The sequence below is a fragment of the Streptomyces sp. Tu 3180 genome, assembly GCF_009852415.1.
In the GTDB taxonomy this organism is placed as follows: Bacteria; Actinomycetota; Actinomycetes; order Streptomycetales; family Streptomycetaceae; genus Streptomyces.
The window spans coordinates 3,756,192-3,773,644 of the sequence record NZ_WOXS01000002.1; the positions used below are offsets into that span (position 1 = coordinate 3,756,192).

Consider the following 17,453-nt stretch of genomic DNA (forward strand, 5'->3'; position numbering starts at 1 on the left):
CGGGTCTCCCCGGCCCCACCGCCGTTCGTCGCGGGCCGCCGCCCGTCAGGGGCCCGTCACAGCTGGGTCGGCTGGCGCTGGGGCAGGCCGTGCTGCCGGGCGATGGTGTTCCACAGCTCGGACGCCTTGGTCTTCTCGGTGGTCGCGGTGCCGCTGGCCCGGTTGCCCGCCTGGGTCTGGCCGGTCGAGCGGGCCTGGCCCCTCTTGCACAGCTTCTTGTTGCCGGCGACCTGGTCGGCCCAGGCCGCGTAGTGGTCGTCGGCCGACGCCGACGCCTGCCACGCCTTGGTGAGCGCGGTGGTCAGCTCCGTGTGGCCGGGCAGCTTGTCCACGGAGAGGTCGGAGAGGTCGGTGACCAGCTGGTTGCGCTGCCGGGCCGCGTCCCGCAGGTCCTTGGCCGCCTGGCCGAGGTTCCGGCAGGCCTTCACGTCGTTCACCGCGTTGATCACGGCGGTCCGGCTGTCGCCGCTGTGGGCCAGCAGCTTGTCCAGCTCGACGGCCTGCTGACGGACCGGGTCGGCGGACGGCGAGGGCGAGGCGGAGGACTGCTCGCTCGCGGGGGCGGTGGCGGAGACCGTCTCGTTCCCGCCGTCGTCGCCACCGCCGCCGAGCAGCGCGCCCGCGCCGATGCCGAGGACCGCGATGCCGACGCCGACCGCCGCGATCAGCGGCACCCGCGAGCCGGTGCGGCCGCGGCCGCCGCCCCGTCCGCCGTCGTCACCGCCGTGGGCGGCCCGCCGGCCGCCGCCGCCCGGGCCGGACGGGGAGGTGTGCGCGGGCGGGCCGTACTCCACGCGCGGGAGCTGCTGGGTGGACCCGGCCGAGGCGCCGCCCTCGGCGCGGAAGAGGTTGTCGAACTCGGCGGGCGGCTGCCGGTTGCCGTCGCCGGGCGGGGTGCCGTGGGCCGGCCCGGCCGCCCGGTCGGTCACGGGGGCGATGTACTGGGTGGCCTCGGCGTCGGGGTGGCCGGCGGACGGCATCGGTGCGGCGCCCGCGCCGGGCGCGCCCTGCCGGGACCGGCCCAGGAAGCGGGTCGTCTCGGGGTCGTGTGCCGCGGGCGTCTCGGGCGGCAGTGCGCCCGGGCCCACCGGGGGTATGTACTGCGTCGCCCCCTCGTCGGCGCCGGCGGCGGGCACCGGCGGCAGGAACTGCGTGGCCCCCTCCGCCCCGTCGGGGGCCGTGGGCGCGCCCGGGACGGACGGGTACGGGGCCGCGCCCTCGGGCGGCAGCGGCGCACCGGCGGACGGCATGCCGTACGCGTCCGCGGCGGGAGCGCCGTAGGCGGCGCCGTTCTGCGGCGGCAGCGGGGCTCCCGGGCCGCCCTGCCCGCCGTAGGCGCCGTGCGGGGCGGGGGCGCCGTACCCGGCGCCCGGCTGCGGCGCCGGCGCGCCGCCGTACGGGGCGGGGCCGCCGTGCGCCTGGGGCGGGGCGCCCTCGGGCGGCAGCGGGCCGGGGCCCCGCCCTCCCGCGGACGGACCGGAGGGGCTCTGCGCGGCCCAGGCGTCCTGCTGTCCCTGGGCGCCCCACCGCGGGTCGGGCGGGGACTGCCAGTCCTGGCCGGGCGGCGGGGCGGGCGACTGCTGCCCGGGGCCCCAGGAGCCGCCCCAGGTCTGGCCGCCGGACGGGGCCGAGGCGGACGGGGGGCCGGAGTGCCGGCCGTCCGCGCCGGGGCCCGCCGGTCCGGCCGTCATGCCCGGCAACAGGGGTTCGCCGCCGTCGGAGGGCAGCACGATGCCTTCGCGCGCGGGGCGCGCCGAGGGCTCCTCGCCCTGTCCACTCTGCGTCACCGGGACTCCTACCAATGGGGGGACCTTGTGAATCGTCGGCTCACGCTACCGGGTCCCCGGAGCCCGGTGCCACGCAGCACCGAACCGGGCCTCGTGCCCTGTGAGCGCGGTAACAAGACCGGCTCACCGCACGCTGGTTGCGCCATCCCTCCCCTCCGCCCCCCGGTCCCCGTGCGTTCACCCGGAGGCGTACCCGCCGTTCACGCGGCCGCCCGGAACTCCATGCGCGCCCCGAACTCCCGCACCACCGATTCCTCCCGGTACGGCTCCAGGCGCTGCTGGAGGTCCTCCAGGTAGGCGGCGCCCCGGTCGGACCTCAGCCCGTCGAGCAGTTCCACCGCCTTCAGGCCCGTGTGGCAGGCCTGTTCGATCTCCCGCTGCTGCACCTGCGCGGTGGCCAGCAGCACGTAGCCGATCGCCCGCCGCCGTGCCCGCGACCCGGGATGGCCGGCCAGGGACTCCCGTGCGCACCGCGCGGCGGCCTCGGCCTGCCCGAGGTCACGGTGGCAGTGCGCCAGCTCGTCGGCCAGGTAGGCCCCGTCGAAGTGCGCGATCCACGCCGGGTCGTCCCCGGAGGCCGGATCGGCCGCCTCCATCGCGCTCACCGCTCGCCCGGCCGCCGTCTGCGCGGCGTGGGCGTCGCCCATCAGCGCGTGCCCGCGCGCCTCCGCCGCGTGGAACATCGCCTCCGCGCGGGGCGTCACCCGCCCCCGCGTGCCCTCCTGCGCCGCGCGCGCCAACTGGGCGATCTCGCGCGGGTTCCCGAGCTGTGCGGCCAGGTGGCTCATGGAGGCGGCGAGCACGTATCCGCCGTAACCGCGGTCCCCGGCCGCCTGCGCGAGGCGCAGCGCCTGGATGTAGTAGCGCTGGGCCAGGCCCGGCTGCCCGGTGTCGACGGCCATGTACCCGGCGAGCTCGGTCAACCGCGCGACGGCGGCGAACAGTTCCCGCCCGACGGCCTCCCGGTACGACCCCGCCAGCAGCCCCGAGACCACGCTGTTGAGGTAGTGCACGACGACCGGGCGCACGTGCCCGCTGCCGTACTGGTGGTCCAGGTCCACCAGCGCCTGCGTCATGGACCGTACGGCCGCCACGTCGGACCGGCCCACGCGCGGTCCGGCCGAGCGCGCCACCTGCGCGTCGGGCGTGGAGATCAGCCAGTCGCGGCTCGGCTCCACCAGCGCGGAGGCGGCGACGGAGGAGCCGGACAGGAAGTCCCGCCGGCCCACGTCGCTGCGCCACAGCTCGCAGACCTGCTCGACGGCCCCCGGTACCGTCGGCGAGTACTGGAGGCCGACGCCCGCCGCGAGGTTCTTGCCGTTGGCCATGCCGATCTCGTCGATCGTGACCGTGCGGCCCAGCTTGCGGCCCAGCGCCTCCGCGATGATCGCCGGTGCCCGGCCCCTCGGCTGCTGTCCGCGCAGCCAGCGGGCCACCGACGTCTTGTCGTAGCGCAGGTCGAGGCCGTGCTCGGCGCCGCACATGTTGACCCTGCGGGCCAGTCCGGCGTTGGAGCATCCGGCTTCCTGGATGAGCGCCTGCAGCCGTTCGTTCGGCTGCCGCGCGACGAGAGGCCTTGCGGCCATGGCGTACCCCCTGAGGCTGCGGTGCCTGCCCACGCACCGAGTTGACGTGTCTTCCGCGGCCGTGCTTCTCACGTCCCGGCGAAAAGGTCCGGCCGTGAAGATCGATGCCCCGCCGACGTGCCGGTGATGCGAAGCATGTGAGGATTGCCGGGGTAGCGACTGATGCCCGCCCCCCTCGTGGCTACCCACCCGGGGCCCCGGATCCCCCGCGCGCCCCCGCGCATGCACCCATGCGCCCCGGGACCGGGACCGGTGCTCCTCCCCCGCGCACGCGGGCGGGGGCGTAACCCCCGGTGACGGCCGTAGTTGTGTTCATCGTGGAAGAGACGATCCCGGGCACCGAAGCCGCACAGATCCCGAAGCAGCGCGGGGCACCGCTGCTGGACACCGCAGTTCGCTACGCCGAGGAGCGACACTGGGACGTGTTCCCGGGCACCTGGCTGGAGACCGTCGACGGGGTGCACCGCTGCTCGTGCGGTGACGCCGCGTGCCCCGCGCCCGGCGCGCACCCGGCCGGGCCCGACTGGGCGACCCGGGCGACCGGCAGCGCCACCGTCGCCCGCCGCATGTGGCAGCAGCACCCGGCCGCCTCGATCCTGCTGCCCACGGGCCGTACCTTCGACGCCGTCTCGGTCCCCGAGACGGCCGGGTTCCTGGCGCTGGCCCGGATGCAGCGGATGGAGCTGCCGCTCGGCCCGGTGACCCTGACGCCGGCCCGGCGCATGGAGTTCTTCGTGCTGCCGGGCGCGGCGGCGAAGGTGCCGCACCTGGTGCGGGGGCTGGGCTGGGCCCCGTCCTCGCTCGATCTGACGGTGCTGGGCGAGGGGACGTACGTCGCCGCGCCGCCCACGCGGTTCGGTTCCCGGGGGGCCGTGCAGTGGGCCTGCCGGCCGACGCCGGCGAACCGGTGGCTGCCGGACGCGGAGGAGCTGATCCCGCCGCTGGCCTACGCGTGCGGGCGGGACCGGTAGGGCGCCCGCGGGCACGCTGTACGGAGCGGCCCTGACCCTGCTGGGCCTGCGCCTCGCCGCCCCGCGGACGGCCCGCCGTCTGCCGGAGATCCTCGCGGCGGTCAGCAGGGGGTGAGCGGGCTCCCGGGGGATCCGCCCGGGGCCCTGCGCGTCAGGGCCGGCCGAGCGCCTCCAGGAACGGCTCGATCGCCGCCCGCCAGGCCTCCGGCTGGTCGTAGTGGACCAGGTGGCCCGCGTCGGCCACCTCCGCGTACTGGCCGTGGGGCAGGACGCGCACCATCTCCTGCGCCTCCGCGCGCCCCAGTTCGCCGTCGAGGCCGCGGACCACCAGGGCGGGGCACCGCACCTGGGCCAGTTCCTCCCAGTGGGCGTCGAACACCCAGGTCTCGCGGGAGCGGAGCATCTGCTCCGGGTCGAAGACCGGACGCCAGCCGTCCGGGGACTCGGCCATCACCTCGGCGTAGAACGCGCCGCGCGCCGGGTTGGGCCGCTCCACCCACGGGTCGTCCTCGCCGAACCACTTGCGCACGTCGGCGAGCGTGGCGAACGGAACCGGCCAGGCCCTGAACCACTCGGCCCACTCGCGCTGCGAGGCGCCGCCGAGGGCGGAGGCCCGCATGTCGCAGATGACCAGCCCGCGGACCAGGTCGGGGCGCTTGGCGGCCAGCTGCCACGCGGTCAGCGCGCCCATGGCGTGGCCGATGAGGACGGACGGGCCGAGCCCGAGCTGTTCGAGGGCGGCCTCGGCGTCGGCGACGTAGGCGTCGCGGGTGAAGGCGGCCTGCGGGGGCTTGTCGCTGCGGCCGTGGCCGCGCTGGTCGAGGGCGACGGCGCGGTGGCGTTCGGAGAGCCAGCGGGCGGTGGACGCCCAGTGCGAGGCGCGGCCCATCAGGCCGTGCAGTAACAGCACGCCCGGGGCGCCCTGCGCGGCGCCCTCCGCCGGGTCGGCCCCGGTCTTGGGCGGGTCGCCGAACTCCCAGGCGGCGAGTCGTACGCCGTCCGCCCCGGTCACGTCGATGCGTCGCGCCATGGTCGTGGCACCCCCAAGCTCCCTGACTGCCCGCTGCCTGCCGTGCTCGTCCTGCCCGCTGCCGCGGTCGCCCGCAGATTATCGAATGCGCATTCGAGAATGCCGTCCTGGCCGGAAACACCCCTCGTTCGAGTGACATCTCTCGGGGATTGATCGCCGCGACCGCGGGGAGATCTTCAACGGGAGGCGGACCGCTCGGGGAAACCGGTCCGAGGGGAATGACCCTGAGAGCTCGGGGCTCCGGGTCAGCACAGGGGAGGACGGGCCCCGGCGCCCTAGGGCGCCGGGGCTCCTCACGTGGTCACGGCACATCGTCCCGCCCTTCCCCGGCCGGGCGGCACCGCTGCCGGGCCCGGCCAAGAACCCCTCAGGTCATATGCCTCACGCGACAGCCTCGCACGCGGATCCGGCGGGCGCTGGAATTCGACGTACTGGATCACGGATTCGACGCGATCACATCGGCGCGGGCGCGCACGCAGCGCCCGGAACCGGTCAGGGCTTGGCGACGAACACGTGGGAGGCGACGTCCGACTCCAGCTCGGCCGCCTCACCGCTGCTGCCGACCAGCACCCCGCCCGCCGACTCCGTCACGCTCACCACCGAACCGGGCTGCACACCCGCCCGGCGCAGCGTGTACATCAGCTGCGCGTCCGTCTGGATCGGCTCGCCGATCCGGCGCACCACGACCGTCTTGCCCTCCGGGCCCGGGTCGAGGTCGGCCAGCGAGACCATGCCCTCGTGCAGGAACGGGTCGGCGCCGTCCTTCTCGCCGAGCTCCTCCAGCCCCGGGATCGGGTTGCCGTACGGCGACTCCGTCGGGTGCCGCAGCAGCTCCAGCACGCGGCGCTCCACGGCCTCGCTCATCACGTGCTCCCAGCGGCAGGCCTCGGCGTGCACCTGCTCCCACTCCAGACCGATCACGTCGACGAGCAGACACTCGGCGAGGCGGTGCTTGCGCATCACGCGCGTGGCCAGCCGGCGGCCCTCGTCCGTGAGCTCCAGGTGGCGGTCGCTGGCGACGGACACCAGGCCGTCGCGCTCCATCCGGGCCACCGTCTGACTGACCGTCGGACCGCTCTGGTCGAGCCGTTCGGCGATCCGGGCGCGCATGGGGACCACACCTTCCTCCTCCAGCTCGAGGATGGTGCGGAGATACATCTCCGTGGTGTCGATCAGTCCGGACATACGTGCCCCTCGATGAGATCTGCGGTTGACTCTGCCGGAGGCTGGACTGCTCACCGGCACGTGCGCTGGCCCAGGACTCAATTCTGACGCATGGGACCGACAAGCGTGCCGCGCCGTCGGAACAAGGGCCTTCGCGGGGTGCGCGGCCCCCGCGGACGGTCCCGCCGGGCGGTTCCGGGACCGGTCCCGCCCGTCCCCGCGGCCCGGGGGTCCCCGCCGTCCCGGGCGTCCCGGACCGGGGGCGCCGCACCCCCGGCCGCCGTATTGACACGGCACTGGTCCAGACCGCACGGTGATCCGCAGCAGAGCCACCGAAGGGATGCCGTATGAGCGACCGCACGCCTGCCGGTCAGTTCCTCGACGCCGCGATCGACCTGCTGCAGCGCGTCCGCGACGAGGAGGCCGACTCCATCGCGGCCGCGGGCACGCTGCTCGCCGACACGGTCGCGGACGGCGGCCGGCTCTTCGCCTTCGGCGCCGGTCACTCCTCCCTCGCCGCGCAGGACCTCGTCTACCGCGCGGGCGGCCTGGCCCTGATGAACCTGCTCGTCGTCCCGGGCGTCGTCGGCGTCGACGTGCGGCCGGCCACGCTGGGCTCCGCCCTGGAACGGGTCGACGGGCTCGCGAGCGCCGTGCTGGACTCCTCCCCCGTCCGCCGGGGCGACGCACTGGTGATCGTCTCCCTGTCCGGCCGCAACGCCCTCCCCGTGGAGATGGCCGTGCACGCCCGCGCCCTGGGCGTGCGCGTCATCGGCGTGACCTCGGTGGCGTACGCGTCCCGGACCACGTCCCGGCACGCCTCCGGGACGTACCTGAAGGACCACTGCGACCTCGTCCTGGACTCCAAGATCGCGGTCGGCGACGCGGAGCTCACCCTCGACAACGTCCCGGCCCCCTTCGCCCCCGCGTCCACGGTCGTCACCACGGCCCTCCTCCAGGCCGTCATGGCCACCGCCGCCGCCACCCTGGCCGACCGGGGCATCGAGCCCCCGCTCCTGCGCTCCGGCAACGTGGACGGCGGCCACGAGTGGAACGGCCGCATCCTGGAGCAGTACGGGGACCGGATCTTCTACGGGCACTGAGCGGCACCGGGGGAGCGGCCCTCACCGGCGCCGGGGGGACACACCGCGGCCGGCGGGGGCGGTCACGGCCCGTCCGCGTGCGCCCCGGCCTTCCCGGCCAGCTCCGCCAGGTCCAGCGCCGTGGCGATGCGCACCGCCACGTCCTCGGCGTACATCGCGTCGGAGCGTTCGAACGCGTTGCGGCCCGCGTCGCGCAGAAACGTCACGGCGCCGAGGGTGCGGCCCCGGCTGCGCAGCACCGTGCACAAGGCGTGCACCGCCTCCGCCGGCCACTGCCGGGCCAGCGCCCACGCCCGCGCCTCCTCGGCGGACACGGACCCCGCACCGACCCGCACCGTTCCGGCCCGCACCACGCACTGCACCGCCGGGTGCCCCTCGCCGTACCGCACCGGCAGACCCGTCCGGCCGGCGAGCCTGCTCGGCCCCGGGGCCCCGGACGGCGTGGCCGCGACCCGCACCAGCCGCACCGGCTCGGCGGCCTCCCCGCCGTCCGCCGCACCGTCGGCGACCCGGTCGACCAGCGCGTGGTCGGCGAACCCCGCCAGCGCGAAGTCCAGGTGGACCGTCACCGCCTCCGCCGGGTCCTCGCACTCCGCGGCCGCCCGCGCCGCCCGGTGCAGCTGCTGCGCGCGGAACCGCAGCAGCGACGCCTCCTGCGCCCCCTGCCGGGACTCGGTCACGTCCTGGAACATCCAGCCGACACCGAGCGGGACCGGCTCCTCCGCAAGCGGTGACGACAACCGCACGAACCCGCTGCGCCAGCACCGCCGCCGCTCGCCCTCGGGCGTCCGCACGCTCACCCACACGTCCGCGGGCGCGGGCGGCGCACCCTCCGCCAGCACATGGGTGAGCGCGCTCTCCAGCTCCTCCACCCCCTGGGACAGCAACTCGCCGAGCGGCCGCCCCAGCACGGACGTCCGCCCCGCGCCCAGCGCCCGCGCCGCGTGCGCGTTCACCACCGCGGGCCGCAGATCGGCGTCGACCAGGACGACACCCCAGCTCGCGTCCTCCAGCAGCGCCTCGCTCAGCGCGATGGAACGCTCCAGGTCGATCTGCGCGTGCACCTCGCTGAACGCGCAGTACACCCCCGCCGGCCTCCCGTCCGGCCCGCGCACCGCCGCGGACTGCGTCCGCACCAGCACCCGGCCGCCGTCCTTCGTCAGCAGCGCGAACTCGTGCACCTGCCGGCCCGGCGCGTCCATGGCCGACATCAGCCGCGCCTCGACCTCCTCGGCGTCCGCGCTGCGCACGGCCCATCCGGCGAACCCGCGCCGGCCCACCGCCTCGGCCGCGGTCCACCCGAGGATCCGCTCCGCCTCACGGTTCCAGTGCGTCACCGTCCCGTCCGCGTCGAAGGCGCACAGGGCGGCGTCCATACCGTCCAGCAACGCGGCGAGCAGATCGGACCCGCCCGCGCCCTCCCGCCCGGGCTCGGGCTCGTCCGGCCCCAGCTCGTCGGTGGTCCCACTACGCCGGGAAGCACTCACCTGGACCCCCTGCAGGCTGCGTCCGCACGCACGGCACGCCGGTTCGCTCACTTGCAATCATTCAACTTGAACGTGACCCAGCGCACATCCGGTTCCCGCAAGATTGAGGGAATCGTTGTACGCCCGCCCCGAACCCCCCGGTCACCCGGGGAAGGACGCCAGCCGCAGGTCGACCCACTCGTCGCTCCCGCCGTCCAGGACGTACCGCTCCCACTCGGCGAACCCGCGCGCCCGCGCGAACCGCAGCCCCTCCGCGTTGGCCGCCAGCACCACCGTCCCGACCGCGCCGGCCCCGAGCCCGCGCGCGTGCGCCAGCCCCCTCCCGTAGAGCGCCGTGCCGATCCCCCGCCCGCGGAACGCGGGCAGCACCCGGGCGATCACCGTCGCGACCCGCTCCTCCCCCTCCGGCGGGCGCACGGTGGAGCAGCCGACGATCTCCCCACCGAGGTAGGCGTTCTCCAGCCGGTACCGCTCACCGCGCTCGCGCACCTCGTCGAGCGACACCGCGGCGGGCGGCACGATCACGTTGTGCACGTACCGCCACTGCTCCAGCATGGCCTCGCCGTCCACGGCCCCGACCCGAAGAGCGGCCACCGCTCAGCCCTCCGTCCGCCGGCCGGGGGCCCCGGCCCCGCTGCCCCGCCGCGCGTCCACCTCGATCTCGATCCTCATACGGGGATCCGACAGACCGCACTCCGGCATCGTCGCGGCCGGGCGCACCTCGCCGAAGCACCGCCTCAGCACCGGCCGGCACGGCTCGAAGTCCTCCCGCGCGGGCAGCAGGTACCGCACCCGCACGACGTCGGCGAAGGTGCGTCCCGCCCCCTCCAGCGCCGCCCCGATGTTCCGCAGGCACCGCTCGGCCTGCTCCACCACGTCGTCGGAGATCGTCATCGTCGCGTAGTCGAACCCGGTCGTCCCCGACACGCACACCCGGTCACCGTCGACGACGGCCCGCGCGTACCCGATCCGCTCCTCGAACTCCGACCCGCTGAGAATCGCCTGCCGCCGTGTCTCGCCCATGACCTGGACGTTAAGTGATCGACATCGAGGGGATCAGCCGGATCGCGAAAAAAGCGGTTGATTCGTGGGCCGGGCACTTCCTAGAGTTCCAGGTACACGAGAAGGGAGGTGGTTCGGCAGATGTGTGAATACCGGACGCGTGAGGTGGCTGCGGGCTAGCGGCCCGTCACCACATTCCGTGCGGTGCCGGACCAGCGCGTGAGAGAAGCGCGCAGCCGGCCCAATCCCGAGCAGTCACCCGACCCGCGAGTCGCCGGTACGTCCGGCCGGCTCCTCCACGGAGGAACCCGACTCGCGGGTCGTCTGCGTTCCGGGCCCGGGGTCAGTGGGCGATGTCCGTGTAGCCCTCGATCTCGCGCGGGTCGCGGCTGCCCGGGCCGACGTAGCGGGCCGAGGGGCGGACCAGGCGGCCGGTGCGCTTCTGCTCGAGGATGTGGGCCGACCAGCCCGCCGTGCGGGCGCAGGTGAACATCGAGGTGAACATGTGGGCCGGGACCTCGGCGAAGTCCAGGACGATGGCGGCCCAGAACTCGACGTTGGTGGCGAGGACCCGGTCGGGGCGGCGGGCGTGGAGTTCGGCCAGGGCGGCCTTCTCCAGGGCCTCGGCGACCTCGAAGCGCGGGGCTCCGAGCTCGCGGGCGGTGCGGCGCAGGACGCGGGCGCGGGGGTCCTCCGCGCGGTAGACGCGGTGGCCGAAGCCCATGAGGCGTTCGCCCTTGTCGAGGGTCTGCTTGACGTACGCCTCGGCGTCCCCGGTGCGCTCGATCTCCTCGATCATGTGCAGCACGCGGGAGGGCGCCCCGCCGTGCAGCGGGCCCGACATGGCGCCGACGGCGCCCGAGAGGGCCGCGGCCACGTCGGCGCCGGTCGACGCGATGACGCGGGCGGTGAAGGTGGAGGCGTTCATGCCGTGCTCGGCGGCCGACGTCCAGTAGGCGTCGACGGCGGCGACGTGCTTGGGGTCGGGCTCGCCGCGCCAGCGGATCATGAAGCGTTCGACGACGGACTGCGCCTTGTCTATCTCGCGCTGCGGGACCATGGGCAGGCCCTGGCCGCGCGCGGACTGGGCGACGTAGGAGAGGGCCATGACGGCGGCCCGGGCGAGGTCCTCGCGGGCCTGTTCGGCATCGATGTCGAGCAGTGGTTTCAGGCCCCAGACGGGCGCCAGCATGGCGAGCGCGGACTGGACGTCGACGCGGATGTCGCCGGAGTGCACGGGGATGGGGAACGGCTCGGCGGGCGGCAGGCCGGGGTTGAAGGCCCCGTCGACGAGCAGCCCCCAGACGTTGCCGAAGGAGACGTGCCCGACCAGATCCTCGATGTCGACGCCCCGGTACCGCAGGGCGCCACCCTCCTTGTCCGGTTCGGCGATCTCCGTTTCGAACGCGACGACTCCCTCGAGCCCGGGTACGAAGTCGGACATCAGGCGGCTCCTCGTCAGGTGGGTGACAGATGGTGTTGTGGGGTGGGACGACCATGTGCCGGTCGATCGGCGGAAGCGGGCGCGTCCGCTGGATCCGCGGTCGGGCTGGTGAGGACTCGCGGTCCGGGACGTCACCCCTGTGATGCCCGGTTGGCGGTCACCCAACCGGATCAGTGCCTGCACGATATCCCCGGGTGCCATCCTTGGGGAGGGTTCGCGGCACTCAGTGCCAGGAGTGACGAAGGACACCGCTCCCCCGCGGGATCCGCGCATGCGGCAGGATGACGGCGTGACCGACCGAGACGCCGTTCCCTTCGATCTCGCCTCGATGCGCAAGCACTACCGGACCGAGGGGCTCTCCGAGACCGACCTGGCCGCCACCCCCGTCGAGCAGTTCGCGCGCTGGTTCAAACAGGCCGCGACGGAGGGCGGGCTGTTCGAGCCGAACGCCATGGTCGTCTCCACGGCGGACGCGGCCGGCCGGCCCAGCTCGCGCACGGTGCTGCTGAAGCACTTCGACGAGGACGGGTTCGTCTTCTACACGAACTACGACTCCCGCAAGGGCCGTGACCTGGCCGAGAACCCGCACGTCTCGCTGCTGTTCCCCTGGCACCCGATGGCCCGGCAGGTCATCGTCACCGGCACCGCGCGCCGCACCGGCCGGGACGAGACGGCCGCCTACTTCCGCACCCGTCCGCACGGCTCCCAGCTGGGCGCGTGGGCCAGCGGCCAGTCCTCGGTGATCGCCGGCCGCGCGGAGCTCGACGCGTCCTACGCCGACCTGGCGGCCCGCTACCCGGAGCACGAGCAGGTGCCGGTACCGCCTCACTGGGGCGGCTTCCGGGTGGTCCCGGAGGCGGTGGAGTTCTGGCAGGGCCGGGAGAACCGCCTGCACGACCGCCTGCGCTACGTCGCCGGGGCGGGCGGGGGCTGGCGGGTGGAGCGGCTGAGCCCGTGACCGGGCGGGCCCCGCGGGCGGGACGGGTCCGCGGGGCTCTCGCCGCGCGGGGCGGCGGCCGGGGCCCGCGCCCCCGCCGTGCGCGGCGATGTCACGGCGGACGACGTCACCGGTGTCCCGCGCGGTGCGCGAGGCCCGTGCGCGGGCGTGATCGCGCGGGTTCTCACAGCTTGCCCCACACGTGCGCGGTGCGGTGGCCGCCGAGGGCGCGGGAGAACCCGGCCAGGAACTCCGGCGTGAACTCGGGCCAGTTCCAGAACTCGAAGCCGAGGTGGGCGAAGGCGAAGTAGTCGTCGGCCCAGCTCCACTCGGGCAGCGGGACGGGCTCGGCGCAGACGGGGCAGGCGACCTGGGCCTCCCCGGTCTCGTGCCAGGTCCTCATGGCGGCGCCGAAGGGCGCCCAGACGCCGTCGACCGGCTCCCAGTCGTCCGTGACCAGCGACGTGGTGGCCGCGCACCGCGGGCAGGTCACCGCCTCGGGGCCGCCCTGGCCGCCGTGGAAGACCGTGCGCCCCACCTCCACGGCCAGTCCGTCCGACGGCTTCCAGCCGGCGTCGTCCTCCGCCACGGCGCGGTGCCAGTTCGGGCCGGGCGGGTGCCCGAGCGGCCGGCCGAGGACGCAGCCGGTCCGCTCGGCGAGGACGATGCCCTCGTCCACCAGCCACGCGACCACGCGGTCCGCGAGTCGTGCCGCCTCGTCGGCGCCGGCGTCGAGGTCGACGACCGTCTGGAAGTGATCACCCATGCGGAGACCGTAGGCCCCGCCACTGACAGCGCCGTCAGCGCAGCGCTTCCTCCAGCAGCGCCGCCCACTGGGACACCACGCGCTCGCGGCGGGCCGTGTCGTCCGTGAGGAGGTTGGCGAGGCCGAGGCCGCGGGCCATGTCGAGGAGTCCCTGGACGGTCTCGCGGACGCCGGGGCGGGTCTCGTCGGCGCCGAGGAGGTCGACGGCGATGCGGTGGGTCTCGCGGCCGACGCGCGACTCCAGCTCGGTCACGCGCGGGCGCAGCTGCTCCTCGTCGGAGGCGGCGACCCACAGGTGGAGGGCGGCGCGGAACAGCGGGCCGGTGTAGAGGTCGACCAGCGCCGCGACCACGGCGCGGCGGTCACCGGCCGCCGTGCCTTCGGGGAAGAGGGCGCGCAGGGCGGTGGAGCGTTCCTCGGCGACGTACTCGACGGCGGCGGTGAAGAGGTCCTCGCGGGTCGGGAAGTGGTGCTGGGCGGCGCCCCGGGAGACGCCGGCGCGTTCGGCGACGACGGAGACCGTGGAGCCCGCCCAGCCGTGTTCGGCGAGGCAGGCCACGGCGGCCTCCAGGAGCCGCTGCCGGGTGGCCCGGCTGCGGTCCTGCTTGGGGACTCGTTCCGTACGGTCGGCCGTGCTCACACCACCCATTGCGGATCCCGTCGTTCGAGGAAGGCCGTCATCCCCTCCCGTGCGTGGGCGGAGGCGAACAGCCGGGCCGAGAGCGCGGTCAGGTCGGCCGCGTCCCGGTCGAAGGTCTCCAGCACCTTAGCCGTGAGCAGCCGTTTCGTCTCGGCCAGGGCCTCGGGGGCGGCCCTGCGCAGGCCGTCGAGGATCGGTGCGAGGACCTCGTCCACGTCGTCGCCCGCGGCGGTGAGCAGGCCGGTGCGGGTGGCCTCGGCGGTGTCGAGGCGTTCACCGGTGAGGTAGTAGCGGGCCAGGGCGCGCGGGTCGGTGCGGGGCAGCAGGGGCAGCGAGATCACGGCGGGCGCGACCCCGATGCGGACCTCGGTGAAGGCGAACGTCGCCGCGTGGGAGGCGACGGCGATGTCGCAGGCGGCGAGCAGGCCGAGGCCGCCCGCGCGGACGTGCCCGGTGACCCGTGCGAGAACCGGTTTGGGCAGCTCGACGATCTGCCGGAGCAGGTCCACCAGGGCCCGGGGGGCGGGCGGGTCGCGCAGGTCGGCGCCGGCGCTGAAGGTGGTGCCGGTGTGGGTGAGGACCACCGCGCGGACGCCGGTGTCCCCGCCCGCGTCGCTCAGCGCGCCGGCGAGTTCGCCGACGAGGGCGGCGGACAGGGCGTTGCGGTGGTGCGGGGCGTCGAGGGAGAGCGTTTCGACGCCCCGCGCGCGGGTGCGGCCGATCAGGGTCACGAGGGCTCCTCGTGCGCCGCGCGGAGTTCGCGGCGCAGGATCTTGCCGGAGGCGGCGCGCGGGACGCCGTCGATGAAGGTGACGCGGCGGATGCGCTTGTAGGGGGCGACGCGCTCGGCGACGTACGCCATGACCTCGGCCTCGGAGAGTTCCGGGGCGGACGGCTGACGGACGACGTGGGCGTGCGGGATCTCGTTGCCGTCCTCGTCGTGGACGCCGATGACGGCGGCGTCGGCGATGCCGGGGTGGGTGAGCAGCAGCGCCTCGAGTTCGGCGGGGGCGACCTGGAAGCCCTTGTACTTGATCAGTTCCTTCACGCGGTCCACGACGAAGAGCCAGCCCGCCCCGTCGACGTGGCCGACGTCGCCGGTGTGCAGCCAGCCGTCCTCGTCGATCATCGCGGCGGTGGCGTCGGGGCGCCCGAGGTAGCCCTTCATGACCTGGGGCCCGCGGATGAGGATCTCGCCGGTCTCGCCGGGGCCGAGGTCCTGGCCGGGGTCGTCGAGGGAGACGACGCGCATCTCGGTGCCGGCGACGAGCTTGCCGACGGTGCCGGGGGGCGCCTCGTGCATGGCGTCCAGGGGGACGACGTGGGTGCCGGGCGACAGTTCCGTCATGCCGTACGCCTGGCCGACCGGCGGCAGGCCGAGCCGCCGCGAGCAGGCGGCGGCGAGGTGCGCGTCCAGGGGCGCGGCGGCGCTGACGACGTGCTTCAGGGACGACAGGTCGTACCGGTCGACCAGGGGGTGCTTGGCGAGGGCCAGGACGATGGGCGGGGCCACGTACAGGCCGGTGATGCGGTGGTTCTGGACGGCCGCGAGGAACGTCTCGAGGTCGAAGCGGGGCAGGACGACGACGGTGGCGCCCTGCCGCAGCGGGGCGTTCATCAGGGCCGTCAGGCCGTAGATGTGGAAGAACGGCAGGACGGCGAGGATGCGGTCGCCGGGGCCCGCCGTGATCAGCGGCCGGAGCTGGGCGAGGTTGGTGGCGATCTGGCGGTGGGTGAGCATCACGCCCTTGGGGACGCCGGTGGTGCCGGAGGAGTACGGCAGGGCGGCGACGTCCTCGGCGGGGTCGATGCCGGGCTCGGGCTCGGGGGCGGTGGAGGCCAGCATGTCGATCAGGGACCGGTGTCCGGGGGCGCTGTCGCAGACGAGGATCTCCTCGACGCCCCCGGCGAGTCCGGCGGCCCTGCGCGCGGTGTCCAGCAGCGGTGAGACGGTGACGATCCAGCGGGTCGCCGAGTCCTTCAGCTGCTTGGCGAACTCCTCGGCGGTGGCGAGCGGGTGGACGGTGGTGACCGAGGCGCCCGCGCGGGTGGCCGCGTAGAAGGCGACGGGGAAGGCGATGGTGTTGGGGCTGTGCAGGGCGAGCACGTCGCCCTTGCGCAGGCCGGCCTCGGCGAGGGCGGCGGCGACGCGCCGGTGGAACCGGTCCACCTGCTCGTAGGTGAGGGCGGTGCCGTCGGTGCCGTCGATCAGCGCCGGGGCGCTGCCGAACTCGGCGGCCCGGCCCAGGACGGCTTCGTGGATGGGGAGGTCGACGGGCTGGACGTCTGCGTACTCGCTGCGGAACACGGTTCCTCCAGGACGGCCTAGTACGACTTGGGAAGGCCCAGGGTCTGGTGGGAGACGTAGTTGAGGATCATCTCCCGGCTCACCGGGGCGATACGGGACACGCGCGCGGCGGTGATCAGCGAGGCGAGCCCGAACTCGCGGGTGAGGCCGTTCCCGCCGAGGGTGTGCACGGCCTGGTCGACGGCCCTCACGCAGGCCTCGGCCGCCGCGTACTTGGCCATGTTGGCGGCCTCCCCGGCGCCCGTGTCGTCGCCGGCGTCGTAGAGGCGGGCGGCCTTCTGCATCATCAGGCGGGCCAGTTCGAGGTCGATGTGCGCCTGGGCGAGGGGGTGGGCGATGGCCTGGTGGGCGCCGATGGGGGCGTCCCAGACGGTGCGGTCGCGGGCGTACTCGACGGCGCGGGCGAGCGCGTGGCGGCCCATGCCGATCGCGAAGGCGGCAGTCATGATGCGTTCGGGGTTGAGACCGGCGAAGAGCTGGAGGAGGCCCGCGTCCTCGTCACCGACGAGTGCGCCGGCGGGCAGCCGGACGTCGTCGAGGGTGAGCTCGAACTGCTTCTCGACGGCGTTGAGTTCCATGTCGATGGGGCGCCTGCGGAAGCCCTCGGCGTCGCGCGGGACGATGAACAGGCAGGGCTTGAGCCTGCCCGTGCGGGCGTCCTCGGTGCGGCCCACGACGAGGGTGGCGTCGGCGATGTCGACACCGGAGACGAACACCTTGCGGCCGGTCAGGAGCCAGTCGCCGGTGTCGGGGTCGCGCCGCGCGGTGGTGGTGATGCGGTGGGAGTTGGAACCGGCGTCGGGTTCGGTGATGCCGAAGGCCATCAGGCGGCTGCCGTCGGCCAGGGCGGGCAGCCACTCCCGCTTCTGGACCTCGGTGCCGAAGCGGGAGATGACGGTGCCGCAGATCGCCGGGGAGACGATCATCATCAGCAGGGGGTTGCCGGCGGCGCCCATCTCCTCCAGTACGAGGGAGAGTTCGGTGATGCCGCCGCCGCCACCGCCGTACGCCTCCGGCAGGTTGACGCCGATGTAGCCGAGCTCGGCGGCCTCCTGCCAGAACGGCCGGTTGTCGGTGCCGGGGGTGCGGGGGTGGTGGCGCGCGAACGAGGCGACCGCTTCGCGGAGCGCCTTGTGCTCCTCGGATTCGATGAGGGTGGTCATGCGTCTCCTTCGGCTTCGGGTGGTGTGCGGCCGGCCGGCCCGAGCGGCGGGGCCGCACGTCCCGT

General features: G+C 74.8%; 16 protein-coding genes. 3 read left to right on the forward strand and 13 right to left on the reverse strand.

Annotated elements, in window-relative coordinates:
• Positions 1 to 56 precede the first annotated feature (56 nt).
• Both GL259_RS17685 and GL259_RS17690 read right to left on the reverse strand, forming a co-directional pair.
• Positions 57 to 1,787, reverse strand: a complete 1,731-nt coding sequence (locus GL259_RS17685) for a hypothetical protein (RefSeq protein WP_159533928.1) — start codon at positions 1,785 to 1,787, stop codon at positions 57 to 59.
• A gap of 200 nt (positions 1,788 to 1,987) precedes the next feature.
• Complete coding sequence (locus GL259_RS17690) at positions 1,988 to 3,373, reverse strand: transcriptional regulator (protein WP_159533930.1); 1,386 nt, start codon at positions 3,371 to 3,373, stop codon at positions 1,988 to 1,990.
• A gap of 317 nt (positions 3,374 to 3,690) precedes the next feature.
• On the opposite strand from GL259_RS17690, the gene GL259_RS17695 reads away from it, so the two are divergent.
• Positions 3,691 to 4,344: a bifunctional DNA primase/polymerase gene (locus tag GL259_RS17695; RefSeq protein ID WP_159533932.1), complete on the forward strand. Its 654-nt coding sequence runs from the start codon at positions 3,691 to 3,693 to the stop codon at positions 4,342 to 4,344.
• A 151-nt stretch (positions 4,345 to 4,495) separates the two neighbouring features.
• Here the strand turns inward: GL259_RS17695 and GL259_RS17700 are convergent, their stop codons facing one another.
• Together GL259_RS17700 and GL259_RS17705 are read right to left on the reverse strand one after the other, a co-directional pair.
• The gene (locus GL259_RS17700; RefSeq protein ID WP_159533934.1) at positions 4,496 to 5,374 is read right to left on the reverse strand and encodes an alpha/beta hydrolase; all 879 of its coding nucleotides are present in this window, start codon (positions 5,372 to 5,374) and stop codon (positions 4,496 to 4,498) included.
• A gap of 492 nt (positions 5,375 to 5,866) precedes the next feature.
• Complete coding sequence (locus GL259_RS17705) at positions 5,867 to 6,559, reverse strand: metal-dependent transcriptional regulator (RefSeq protein ID WP_159533936.1); 693 nt, start codon at positions 6,557 to 6,559, stop codon at positions 5,867 to 5,869.
• A 326-nt stretch (positions 6,560 to 6,885) separates the two neighbouring features.
• On the opposite strand from GL259_RS17705, the gene GL259_RS17710 reads away from it, so the two are divergent.
• Positions 6,886 to 7,641 carry an SIS domain-containing protein gene (locus GL259_RS17710; protein ID WP_159533938.1) on the forward strand — a complete coding sequence of 252 codons (756 nt, stop codon included), beginning with the start codon at positions 6,886 to 6,888 and terminating at the stop codon, positions 7,639 to 7,641.
• A 62-nt stretch (positions 7,642 to 7,703) separates the two neighbouring features.
• On the opposite strand, the gene GL259_RS17715 is transcribed toward GL259_RS17710, so the two are convergent.
• The 4 genes from GL259_RS17715 to GL259_RS17725 form a co-directional block, all read right to left on the reverse strand.
• Positions 7,704 to 9,128, reverse strand: a complete 1,425-nt coding sequence (locus tag GL259_RS17715; RefSeq protein WP_243762322.1) for a PAS domain-containing protein — start codon at positions 9,126 to 9,128, stop codon at positions 7,704 to 7,706.
• A gap of 141 nt (positions 9,129 to 9,269) precedes the next feature.
• Complete coding sequence (locus GL259_RS38790; RefSeq protein WP_243762323.1) at positions 9,270 to 9,722, reverse strand: GNAT family N-acetyltransferase; 453 nt, start codon at positions 9,720 to 9,722, stop codon at positions 9,270 to 9,272.
• Positions 9,723 to 9,725: 3 nt separating this feature from the next.
• Entirely contained in the window at positions 9,726 to 10,151 is a 426-nt protein-coding gene (locus GL259_RS38795; protein WP_243762324.1) for a RidA family protein, read from the reverse strand.
• 322 nt (positions 10,152 to 10,473) lie between these two features.
• Positions 10,474 to 11,574: a citrate synthase 2 gene (locus tag GL259_RS17725; protein WP_159533942.1), complete on the reverse strand. Its 1,101-nt coding sequence runs from the start codon at positions 11,572 to 11,574 to the stop codon at positions 10,474 to 10,476.
• A 271-nt stretch (positions 11,575 to 11,845) separates the two neighbouring features.
• On the opposite strand from GL259_RS17725, the gene pdxH reads away from it, so the two are divergent.
• Positions 11,846 to 12,532 carry a pyridoxamine 5'-phosphate oxidase gene (gene pdxH / locus GL259_RS17730; RefSeq protein WP_159533944.1) on the forward strand — a complete coding sequence of 229 codons (687 nt, stop codon included), beginning with the start codon at positions 11,846 to 11,848 and terminating at the stop codon, positions 12,530 to 12,532.
• A gap of 163 nt (positions 12,533 to 12,695) precedes the next feature.
• Here the strand turns inward: pdxH and GL259_RS17735 are convergent, their stop codons facing one another.
• The 5 genes from GL259_RS17735 to GL259_RS17755 are packed head-to-tail and all read right to left on the reverse strand — an operon-like array spanning position 12,696 to position 17,388.
• Positions 12,696 to 13,277 carry a hypothetical protein gene (locus GL259_RS17735; protein WP_159533946.1) on the reverse strand — a complete coding sequence of 194 codons (582 nt, stop codon included), beginning with the start codon at positions 13,275 to 13,277 and terminating at the stop codon, positions 12,696 to 12,698.
• A gap of 34 nt (positions 13,278 to 13,311) precedes the next feature.
• Positions 13,312 to 13,926, reverse strand: coding sequence for a TetR/AcrR family transcriptional regulator (locus GL259_RS17740; protein ID WP_159533948.1), 615 nt, complete (start codon positions 13,924 to 13,926; stop codon positions 13,312 to 13,314).
• Positions 13,914 to 14,648, reverse strand: coding sequence for an enoyl-CoA hydratase family protein (locus GL259_RS17745; protein WP_159533950.1), 735 nt, complete (start codon positions 14,646 to 14,648; stop codon positions 13,914 to 13,916). Before GL259_RS17745 ends, GL259_RS17740 begins: the two co-directional genes overlap by 13 nt.
• Positions 14,645 to 16,225, reverse strand: coding sequence for a 4-coumarate--CoA ligase family protein (locus GL259_RS17750; protein WP_159533952.1), 1,581 nt, complete (start codon positions 16,223 to 16,225; stop codon positions 14,645 to 14,647). The genes GL259_RS17745 and GL259_RS17750 overlap by 4 nt, the downstream gene beginning before the upstream one ends.
• A 17-nt stretch (positions 16,226 to 16,242) precedes the next feature.
• Entirely contained in the window at positions 16,243 to 17,388 is a 1,146-nt protein-coding gene (locus GL259_RS17755; RefSeq protein WP_159533954.1) for an acyl-CoA dehydrogenase family protein, read from the reverse strand.
• Between the last annotated feature and the right edge of the window lie 65 nt (positions 17,389 to 17,453).